The sequence below is a fragment of the Treponema endosymbiont of Eucomonympha sp. genome, from assembly GCF_001028545.1.
The window spans coordinates 1-204 of record NZ_BBPW01000743.1 but is presented as its reverse complement, the minus strand read 5'-3'; the positions used below and the strand labels follow the sequence as shown (position 1 = coordinate 204).

Sequence of the window (204 nt, the reverse complement as noted above, 5' to 3'; positions counted from 1 at the left end):
GTCATCCCTCCGGTTAAAAGCCGGAAAGAGCAAAGAGCGTACAGTCATGAACTGTATCGGGCGCGGCATGTCATTGAAAACGTCTTCCGCGCCCTCAAACGCTGGCGCGGAATCGCTACGCGCTACGCAAAGCTCACCGCTTCCTTCATCGCCGCCATTCATGTCAGGTGTTTATTCCTCTATCTTCCAGTCCACACTACCTAG

Annotated in this window: 1 protein-coding gene; it reads left to right on the top strand. The window is 53.9% G+C overall.

What is annotated here, in order from left to right; translation table 11 throughout:
• Positions 1-204: IS5/IS1182 family transposase (locus tag AWU74_RS08835; protein WP_062328891.1), on the top strand; the 204-nt coding region annotated here is incomplete at its 5' end.